Below are 8,495 nucleotides of genomic sequence, written 5' to 3'. Positions count from 1 at the left end.
GCCATCGAGGAGGGCCTGCGCTTCGCCATCCGCGAGGGCGGGCGCACCGTCGGCGCGGGCGTCGTCACCAAGATTATCGAGTAGTCGGGCGTTTCCGGCGGGGTGGGGTCCCGCGCCTCGCCCCGCCGCCTTGTGATAGAGGAAACCTATGGCCAAGCAAAAGGTGCGTATTCGCCTCAAGGCATACGACCACAAGATCCTGGACCAGTCCGCGCGCCAGATCGTCGAGGCGGCCGAGCGCACCGGGGCGCTGGTAGCCGGCCCGGTGCCCTTGCCCACCAAAATCGAGAAGTTCAGCGTTATTCGCTCGGGCTTCATCGATAAGGACTCGCAGGAACAGTTTGAGATAAGGACCCACAAACGATTGATTGACGTCCTCGATCCAAGCCAGCAAACCATCAATGCGCTCATGAAGCTTAACCTGCCCGCTGGCGTGGATATCGAGATCAAACTGTAACGGCTTCATGCCTCGATGCGAGTGAGAGATGCCAACCTCTCTCCTCACAAGCTCGCGGACCGAGGTTCAAGCGTGTAATGAAGCCAGAAAAGCAGGCAGCCGCTGCGCAGGGACGCATGCTGCGGAGGTGGGAAGAAATGGTTCATGGAATGTTGGGTCGGAAAATCGGCATGATGCAGGTGTTCACTCCCAATGGCGAGGTCATCCCGGTGACCGTCATCAGTGCCGGGCCATGCGTGGTTACCCAGGTGCGCACGCTCGAACGCGATGGCTATGAAGCGGTTCAACTGGGCTATGAAGAGGTGCCGGCGCGCAAGTTGACCCGGCCCCAGCAGGGCCATCTGAGGGGCGCCGGCGTGCTGCTGCGCGTTTTGCGCGAGTTTGGCGCTGATAATCCCCAAGAACACGCCGTCGGCGAGGTTATCAACGTTGACCTGTTCCAGGCCGGGCAGAAAGTTGACATCTCGGGCACCTCCAAGGGCCGCGGGTTCGCCGGCGTAGTGAAGCGCCACGGGTTCCGGGGCGGCCCCAAGACCCACGGCCAGAGCGACCGGCATCGCGCCCCTGGCTCGATCGGCGCAGGCACCACCCCCGGTCGCGTCTGGAAGGGCCAGAAGATGGCCGGGCGCATGGGCGGCAAACGGGTGACCGTGCAGAACCTTGAGGTCGTTGAGGTGATCCCCGAGCGCAATCTGCTGCTGGTCAAGGGAAGCGTGCCGGGTGCGCGCAACGGGTTGCTCCACATCCGCCGCGCCGTGAAGAGCAGTACGAGGTGACCCTGATGCAAACGACGCTGTATAACCAGGCCGGCGAGCGCGTGGGCACAATTGAACTGAGTGATTACGTCTTTGGCATCACTCCCAACGTGCCGGTGATGCACCAGTACGTGGTGATGCAGCAAGCCAATGCGCGCCTGGGCACCCATAACACCCGCGGTCGCGGCGAAGTTAGCGGCTCGACCCGCAAGCTCTATCGCCAGAAGGGAACCGGACGCGCCCGCCAGGGCTCCATCCGCGCCCCGCATCGCAAGGGCGGCGGCATTGCCCACGGCCCGCATCCGCGTTCATACCGCCAGCAGATGCCGCGCAAGATGCGCCGGCTGGCCGTGCGCTCGGCGCTCTCCGCCAAGTACGCCGCCGAGCAGATCCGCTTCATTGACACGCTGCGCTTTGAGCGACCGCGCACTAAAGACGCCCTGGCGTTCCTCCAGGCCCACGGCCTGAGCGGCAAGACGCTGATCGTCATTGATAGCAAAAGCCCGGAGAACCTGACCGTCCAGCGCTCCACGAACAACTTGCCTGAGGTTAAAACCATCCTGGCGAGCTACCTGAACGTGCGCGATCTGCTGTACTACGACAACATTGTGATGCCCCGGGCCGCTGTGGCGGTCGTCGAGGGCATCCTGGGCGCCGGCGCGGCGGCGAGTGACAAGGAGGAGGAGCATGCCAACGCCCCATGAGATTATCATTCGCCCGCTGATCACCGAGAAGAATACCGCGTTGATGGTTGAAAACAAGTATTCCTTCGAGGTGCTGCGCACGGCGAGCAAGCCGGAGATTAAACGCGCCGTCGAGACCATCTTCGACGTTACCGTAACGAAGGTGCACACGATGAACGTGCGCGGCAAGCTGAAGCGCCGCGGGCGTGAGAAGGGCTACACCCGCGACTGGAAAAAGGCCATTGTTACCCTCGCGCCCGGCGACCGCATTGAGGTGTTCGAGGGCTAGGTCAGATGCCGTGACCGTCTCCCCCGCCGCGCTGCTGGTGAGACGTTCGGCGATTAGCGTCGCTGCGGCGCCCCGGTTTCTGTGACCGCCAGAGCCGCGCGACTGAGCGGGCGTCGGAAGGGATCGGCGCCCCCACCCGCCAGGGAGAAGAGCAATGGGTGTACGAAAATACAAGCCAACCTCGGCGGGCCGGCGCAATATGTCGGTCTCGACGTTTGAGGAGTTGACCAAAGGCAAACGCCCGGAACCGGGCTTGATTGAGCCGTTGCGCAAGCGCGCCGGGCGAAACAACCAGGGCCGCATCACCACCCGGCACCGCGGCGGCGGCCATAAGCGCTTTTATCGCATTATTGACTTTAAGCGCAACAAGCACGGCATCCCGGCGCGCGTCCAGGCGATCGAATACGATCCTAACCGCTCGGCGCGCATTGCCCTGCTGGCCTATGCCGATGGCGAGAAGCGCTATATTATCGCTCCGCTGGGCCTCAACGTCGGCGATGTGCTGATGAGCGGCCCCGATGCCGATATTCGCGTGGGCAACGCTCTGCCCCTGAGCGCCATTCCGCTCGGTACGCAGGTGCACAATGTAGAACTGGAGATCGGCCGCGGCGGGGTGCTGGTGCGCAGCGCCGGAACGGCAGCGCAAGTTATGGCCAAGGAAGGCGATTATGCTACGCTGCGCATGCCCTCCGGCGAGATCCGCATGGTCCATCTTCGCTGCATGGCCACCGTTGGCCAGGTTGGGAACGTTGATCATCAGAACATTCGCATCGGCAAGGCCGGACGCGCTCGCTGGCTTGGACGGCGCCCGCGCGTCCGCGGCTCGGCGATGAACCCCCGCGACCATCCCCACGGAGGTGGCGAGGGGCGCGCGCCGATCGGCATGAGCACGCCGAAGACCAAGTGGGGCAAACCGGCCCGCGGAGTTAAGACGCGCAATAATAAGCGTTCCGATCGCTTTATTGTGCGCCGGCGCAAGCCCTAGCGCCGGACAGGCTCCGCGGGGCCGGCTCCCAGCCGGAGCGTAAACCCTGAGGGTTGCGCCCAGGACTTTGAAAAAATGGTCTCTACCTATTATATAAGGAGGCTGTGCCAGTATGTCCCGTTCGTCGAAGAAGGGGCCGTATGTAGATATCAAGCTGCTCGAGCGGATCGAGGCCATGAACCGCACCAACGAGAAACGGGTGTTGCGGACCTGGTCGCGCGACTCGACCATCTTCCCGCAGATGATCGGCCATACCATTGCGGTGCATGATGGCCGGCGGCACGTGCCCGTCTACATCACCGAGAACATGGTCGGTCACAAGCTCGGCGAGTTCGCCCCGACCCGCCTCTTCCGCGGCCACGGCGGCAAGAAGGCTGATAAGCGCGGCAAAATGAAGTGACCTTTGTGGTATAATAACCAGGTTTGTCGCGCGTTGATGAGGCGTCAACGATGGAAGTCAAAGCAGTTACTCGCTACGTGCGCATCTCGCCATTAAAGGTTCGCCTGGTGATGGATGTGGTGCGAGGGATGCCGGTGGATAAGGCGCTGGCAACCCTGGAATATATGCCGCAGAAGGCGGCCCGCGAGGTGGCTCGCACGATCAAGTCAGCCGCGGCAAACGCGGAACATAATTTCGATATGGACCGGAGCTCCCTGTTCATCAAGTATATCTACGCTGACCAGGGGCCCGTGCTCAAGCGGTTTATGCCGCGGGCTCGCGGCATGGCAAATCAGATCCGCAAGCCGACGACTCACATTACGGTGATCGTTGACGAGCAGGCGGACTAGCAACTGCCAGGAGGAGACGCTCTTGGGACGCAAAGTTCATCCGATTGGCTTCCGCCTCGGCTATATCAAGACCTGGCAGTCGACATGGTTCGCTGAGGGGAAGACGTACACCCAGCAACTCCACGAGGATCTTGAGCTGCGCAAGCTGATTGCCAAGGAGCTGGCCAACGCCGGCGTCTCGCGCATCGAGATCGAACGCTCAGCGAACAAGATCGAAGTGACGGTTTACACCGCCAAGCCGGGGATTGTGATCGGCAAGCGCGGCACCAATGTCGATCAACTGAAGAGCACATTGGAAAAACGCACCGGGAAAAAGATCAAACTCAACATTCAGGAGATCCACCAGCCGGAACTGGACGCGCAACTGGTTGCCGAAAGCATTGCCGAGCAGATTAACAAGCGTGTCAGCTACAAACGGGCGATGAAGCAGGCGGTGCAGCGCGCGATGCGCCTCGGCGCCCAGGGCGTGCGCATCCGCTGCTCGGGGCGCCTGGGCGGGGCTGAGATGGCCCGCGTGCAAAATGAGAGCGAGGGGCGCGTGCCGCGCCATACGCTCCGCGCTGATATTGACTACGCAAACGTGCATGCCCATACCACCTATGGTCGTATCGGCGTGAAGGTCTGGATCTACAAGGGCGACGTGTTCCCGGATCAACTCGGCAAAGCTCAGGTAGAGCAGCAGGTAAGCGCGGCGGCCCCTGAACGCGTTGAGCGCCTTGAACGCCCCGAACGCGCCGAACGTGGCGAACGCCGCTCGAGGAGGGGTGACAATGCTTCTGCCTAAACGCACCAAGTACCGCAAGCAACAGAAAGGGCGGAGCGAGGGTCTCTCCTATCGCGGCAACAGCGTGGTCTTCGGGGAGTATGGTCTGATGGCCCTTGAACCGGTGTGGATCACCAGCCGGCAGATCGAGTCGGCCCGCCGCACCATCACCGGTTATGTGAAGCGCGGCGGAAAGGTCTGGATCAGGATCTTTCCCGATAAGCCCGTGACGCAAAAGCCCGCCGAAACCCGTATGGGCGGCGGCAAAGGGAGCGTGGATCACTGGGTGGCCGTGGTGAAGCCTGGCCGCGTGATGTTTGAACTGGCCGGCGTGCGCGAAGAGATCGCCCTCGAGGCGCTGCGCCGCGCCGCTCAAAAACTGCCGATCAAATGCAAAATCGTCACGCGCGATGATGTGGAGCCGGAGGTGAGCAGTGGCCAAAGCGAGTGAGTTGCGCAGCCTGGATGACGCTAAACTGCGTGAGCAGCTTAAACTGCACTACGAAGAACTGTTTAACCTGCGCTTCCAGAAAGCCACTTCGAGCCTGACCAACACGGCTCGCCCCCGCCAGGTGCGGAAGGAGATCGCGCGGATCAAGACCATCCTGCGCGAGCGGGAACTGGAGCGGGAGATGAACCATGAGCGAGGTTGAACGGCCTGCCACTGTGCGCCGCACTCAGAAGGTCGGGCGCGTGGTGAGCGATAAGATGAATAAAACCGTGGTGGTGGCGGTGGACTATCTCAAACCCCATCCGCTCTACCGCAAGATCATTCGGAAAACCAGCAAGTTTCACGCCCACGACGAGGAGAATGCCTGCAAAGTGGGCGATATTGTGCGCATTGAGGAAACTCGTCCCCTGAGCCGCACCAAGCGCTGGCGGGTAGTGGAGATCCTCCAGCGCGCTGAGGAGTAACGGCAATGATCCAGGTGCAGACCCGTCTGAAGGTTGCCGATAATACCGGCGCCAAAGAGATCATGTGCATCCGGGTGCTCGGCGGATCGGTGGTGAAGTATGGCCGGGTCGGCGATGTGATCGTCGCGACGGTCAAGCAGGCCACTCCAGGCGGCGCGGTCAAGAAGGGCGAAGTGGTGCGCGCGGTGATTATTCGCACGGCCAAAGAGTATGGCCGGCCCGACGGCTCCCACATTCGCTTCGACGATAACGCCGCCGTGATTATTGGAAAAGAGAACAACCCGCGCGGCACGCGCATCTTCGGGCCGGTGGCCCGTGAACTGCGCGAGAAGCAGTTCATGCGCATCGTCTCCCTGGCGCCGGAAGTGCTCTGAATCAGGAAACACAGGTGCCGCTATGCACGTAAAGACTGGTGATGAGGTGCTGGTCATCGCCGGGAAGGATAAGGGCCGCAAGGGCAAGATCAAGCGCGCCCTCCCGCGCGAGGAGCGCGTGGTGGTCGAAGGCCTCAATATCGTCAAGCGCCATATGAAGGCCCGCGGCCCCGGCAAACCCGGCGGGATCATCGAGATGGAAGCGCCGATCCATGTGTCAAACGTGATGCTCATCTGCCCTAGTTGCGGGCGGGCGTCGCGGACGGGCCATCGCTTCCTGGAGGAGACCGATCACAAGGGCCGGCCGCGGAAGGTGCGCTTCTGCAAGGCCTGCGACGCGATCGTGGATAAGTAGGTGGCGCCGAGCCGCGGAGCGCGCGTTTCCGTCCGGCAGACAGGAAACGTTCTGTTCCCCGGCAGGCCAGGTTACGGGAAACCGGGCTGCGCCGCGCTGCACGGGCAGCCACTGGAGATCAAGCATTATGGTTCGATTGCGTGAGAAATACTTGCGGGAGATTGTGCCTGCCCTGAAGGAAGAGTTCAAGTTCTCGTCAGTGATGCAGGTGCCCCGGCTCACCAAAATCGTGGTCAATGTCGGCGTCGGCGAGGCGGTGCAGAACGCCAAGGCGCTCGATGCCGCGGTGAACGATCTGGCGACCATTACCGGGCAGAAGCCGGTGGTCACCCGCGCCCGCAAGTCGGTCGCCTCGTTCAAGCTCCGTGAAGGCATGGCCATCGGAGCAATGGTGACGCTCCGCGGCGACCGCATGTACGACTTTTTTGACCGGCTCGTCAATCTGGCCCTGCCGCGTATCCGCGACTTTCGCGGCGTCAGCCGCCGGTCGTTTGATGGACGGGGCAATTTCAGTCTGGGGCTGCGCGAGCAGATCGTCTTCCCGGACATTGACTACGATAAGATCGATAAGCTGCGCGGCCTCGAGGTGGTGATCGTTACCAGCGCCACCAACGATGAGCACGCCTATGCTTTGCTTAAGCGCCTTGGCATGCCATTTCGCGATTAGTCTGGGCCAGGAGCGTATGCTGACCAGCCCAACACTTTAGGAGGAACCACCCTTGGCGAAGACATCCTGGATCGTCAAAGCGCAACGCCCGCAAAAGTTCAAGGTTCGAGAGTACAACCGCTGTAAAATCTGCGGTCGCTCGCGGGCGTATATGCGGAAATTCGGCATGTGCCGCATCTGCTTTCGAGAACACGCCCTGAGAGGGCTTATTCCGGGTGTGGTCAAATCGAGCTGGTAATTGTGGGTGACGATAGTCATAGCAGATGCGGGGTGAATCGGTTGTTTGACGCCCCGGCGCAAGCTCCGAACAGCCGTGTGCGGTGCGGTGCGAGGGTCTGCGCCAGCCATCAGCCGGCGCCCGACGTGTGAGGAGGCTCCCGTGAGCGTGAACGATCCAATTGGCGATATGCTGACGCGCATCCGCAATGCCTGCATGGCGCGTCAAAGCGTTGTCAATATCCCTTCGTCGAAGATGAAGCTGGCGATTGCCGATATTCTCAAGCGCGAAGGGTTCATTAAAGACTATACCGTGATTGAAGGGAAGCCTTACAATACCCTTTCCATCACGCTCAAGTATATGCCTGACCGCCGGCCGGCAATCACCGGGCTGCGCCGCGTGAGCAAGCCCGGCCTGCGCATCTACACCAAACGCGAGGATATTCCGCGGGTACGCGGGGGCCTCGGTCTGAGCATTCTCTCGACTCCCAAAGGAGTGCTGGCCGGCCACGATGCCTGGCGTGAGCGCGTGGGCGGCGAAGTGCTCTGCTACGTCTGGTAGGGGAGGAGGCTGGTATGTCACGGATTGGAAAAAAGCCGATTGCCGTGCCGAAAGGCGTGCAGGTGACAATTGACGACGGGAACCGCGTGACAGTCAAAGGGCCGAAGGGCTCCCTGACCCAGCAGTTCCATCCAGACATGATCATCACCCAGCAGAATGGCACGCTGACGGTCAACCGGCCGTCAGATACAAAGCAGCACAAAGCGCTCCACGGCCTGACCCGCACGTTGATCCACAACATGATCGTCGGCGTGACTGATGGATGGACGCGGGCTCTGGAGATCAACGGCGTCGGCTATCGCGCGGCCCTGGAGGGCCAGACGCTGGTGCTGAACCTGGGCTTTTCGCACCAGGTGCGGATTGACCCTCCGCCCAACGTGCAGTATGTGGTTGGCGATCGTAAGAGCGCCAACGAACCGTTGAGCCTGCTCGTGCGCGGCATTGACAAGCAAGTGGTCGGCGAGGAAGCGGCTCGTCTCCGCAGCCTCCGCCCGCCGGAGCCCTACAAGGGCAAGGGCATCAAGTACGCCGAGGAGAAGATCCGCCGTAAGGCTGGAAAGGCCGGCAAGACCAAGTAAGGGGCTTGCGGTTCCCGCCCTCTCATAGGCATGGAACCGCGCGCTCCCCATGCGTTCCTCTGCTCGTCGATGGGGGATGCTGTCTCCATCGCTAGTGCAAAGGTATA

General features: G+C 61.7%; 18 protein-coding genes. All 18 read left to right on the top strand.

Going from position 1 to position 8,495, the window contains the following annotated elements; all coding sequences use genetic code 11:
• The coding region (locus tag NZU74_17420; protein ID MCS6883114.1) for a hypothetical protein at positions 1–84 on the top strand (84 nt) is incomplete at its 5' end.
• A gap of 64 nt (positions 85–148) precedes the next feature.
• The gene (gene rpsJ, locus NZU74_17415; GenBank protein ID MCS6883113.1) at positions 149–457 is read left to right on the top strand and encodes a 30S ribosomal protein S10; all 309 of its coding nucleotides are present in this window, start codon (positions 149–151) and stop codon (positions 455–457) included.
• 137 nt (positions 458–594) lie between these two features.
• Positions 595–1,233: a 50S ribosomal protein L3 gene (gene rplC / locus NZU74_17410; GenBank protein MCS6883112.1), complete on the top strand. Its 639-nt coding sequence runs from the start codon at positions 595–597 to the stop codon at positions 1,231–1,233.
• A 5-nt stretch (positions 1,234–1,238) separates the two neighbouring features.
• The gene (gene rplD / locus NZU74_17405; protein MCS6883111.1) at positions 1,239–1,916 is read left to right on the top strand and encodes a 50S ribosomal protein L4; all 678 of its coding nucleotides are present in this window, start codon (positions 1,239–1,241) and stop codon (positions 1,914–1,916) included.
• A complete protein-coding gene (gene rplW / locus NZU74_17400) occupies positions 1,900–2,184 on the top strand; it encodes a 50S ribosomal protein L23 (protein ID MCS6883110.1) in 285 nt (94 codons plus the stop codon). Before rplD ends, rplW begins: the two co-directional genes overlap by 17 nt.
• A 154-nt stretch (positions 2,185–2,338) precedes the next feature.
• Positions 2,339–3,169 carry a 50S ribosomal protein L2 gene (gene rplB / locus NZU74_17395; protein ID MCS6883109.1) on the top strand — a complete coding sequence of 277 codons (831 nt, stop codon included), beginning with the start codon at positions 2,339–2,341 and terminating at the stop codon, positions 3,167–3,169.
• 112 nt (positions 3,170–3,281) lie between these two features.
• Positions 3,282–3,569 carry a 30S ribosomal protein S19 gene (rpsS, locus tag NZU74_17390; GenBank protein ID MCS6883108.1) on the top strand — a complete coding sequence of 96 codons (288 nt, stop codon included), beginning with the start codon at positions 3,282–3,284 and terminating at the stop codon, positions 3,567–3,569.
• 50 nt (positions 3,570–3,619) lie between these two features.
• Complete coding sequence (gene rplV / locus NZU74_17385; GenBank protein ID MCS6883107.1) at positions 3,620–3,958, top strand: 50S ribosomal protein L22; 339 nt, start codon at positions 3,620–3,622, stop codon at positions 3,956–3,958.
• A gap of 22 nt (positions 3,959–3,980) precedes the next feature.
• Positions 3,981–4,742 (top strand): 30S ribosomal protein S3, encoded by a 762-nt coding sequence (gene rpsC / locus NZU74_17380; GenBank protein ID MCS6883106.1) that lies wholly within the window; start codon positions 3,981–3,983, stop codon positions 4,740–4,742.
• A complete protein-coding gene (rplP, locus tag NZU74_17375; GenBank protein ID MCS6883105.1) occupies positions 4,729–5,172 on the top strand; it encodes a 50S ribosomal protein L16 in 444 nt (147 codons plus the stop codon). The genes rpsC and rplP overlap by 14 nt, the downstream gene beginning before the upstream one ends.
• Positions 5,156–5,374: a 50S ribosomal protein L29 gene (gene rpmC / locus NZU74_17370; protein MCS6883104.1), complete on the top strand. Its 219-nt coding sequence runs from the start codon at positions 5,156–5,158 to the stop codon at positions 5,372–5,374. The genes rplP and rpmC overlap by 17 nt, the downstream gene beginning before the upstream one ends.
• A complete protein-coding gene (gene rpsQ / locus NZU74_17365) occupies positions 5,361–5,636 on the top strand; it encodes a 30S ribosomal protein S17 (GenBank protein ID MCS6883103.1) in 276 nt (91 codons plus the stop codon). Before rpmC ends, rpsQ begins: the two co-directional genes overlap by 14 nt.
• A gap of 5 nt (positions 5,637–5,641) precedes the next feature.
• Complete coding sequence (rplN, locus tag NZU74_17360) at positions 5,642–6,010, top strand: 50S ribosomal protein L14 (GenBank protein MCS6883102.1); 369 nt, start codon at positions 5,642–5,644, stop codon at positions 6,008–6,010.
• Between the two features lie 22 nt (positions 6,011–6,032).
• Positions 6,033–6,365 carry a 50S ribosomal protein L24 gene (gene rplX / locus NZU74_17355; GenBank protein MCS6883101.1) on the top strand — a complete coding sequence of 111 codons (333 nt, stop codon included), beginning with the start codon at positions 6,033–6,035 and terminating at the stop codon, positions 6,363–6,365.
• Positions 6,366–6,492: 127 nt separating this feature from the next.
• A complete protein-coding gene (gene rplE / locus NZU74_17350) occupies positions 6,493–7,032 on the top strand; it encodes a 50S ribosomal protein L5 (GenBank protein MCS6883100.1) in 540 nt (179 codons plus the stop codon).
• 52 nt (positions 7,033–7,084) lie between these two features.
• Positions 7,085–7,270 carry a type Z 30S ribosomal protein S14 gene (locus NZU74_17345; GenBank protein ID MCS6883099.1) on the top strand — a complete coding sequence of 62 codons (186 nt, stop codon included), beginning with the start codon at positions 7,085–7,087 and terminating at the stop codon, positions 7,268–7,270.
• Positions 7,271–7,411: 141 nt separating this feature from the next.
• Entirely contained in the window at positions 7,412–7,810 is a 399-nt protein-coding gene (gene rpsH, locus NZU74_17340; protein MCS6883098.1) for a 30S ribosomal protein S8, read from the top strand.
• Between the two features lie 14 nt (positions 7,811–7,824).
• Positions 7,825–8,388 carry a 50S ribosomal protein L6 gene (rplF, locus tag NZU74_17335; protein ID MCS6883097.1) on the top strand — a complete coding sequence of 188 codons (564 nt, stop codon included), beginning with the start codon at positions 7,825–7,827 and terminating at the stop codon, positions 8,386–8,388.
• The last annotated feature ends 107 nt before the right edge of the window (positions 8,389–8,495 follow it).

The sequence above is a fragment of the Chloroflexaceae bacterium genome, from assembly GCA_025057155.1.
Classification (GTDB): domain Bacteria; phylum Chloroflexota; class Chloroflexia; order Chloroflexales; family Chloroflexaceae; genus JACAEO01.
The sequence above is the reverse complement of the archived record's forward strand: the minus strand, read 5'-3'. Positions and strand labels throughout refer to the sequence as shown.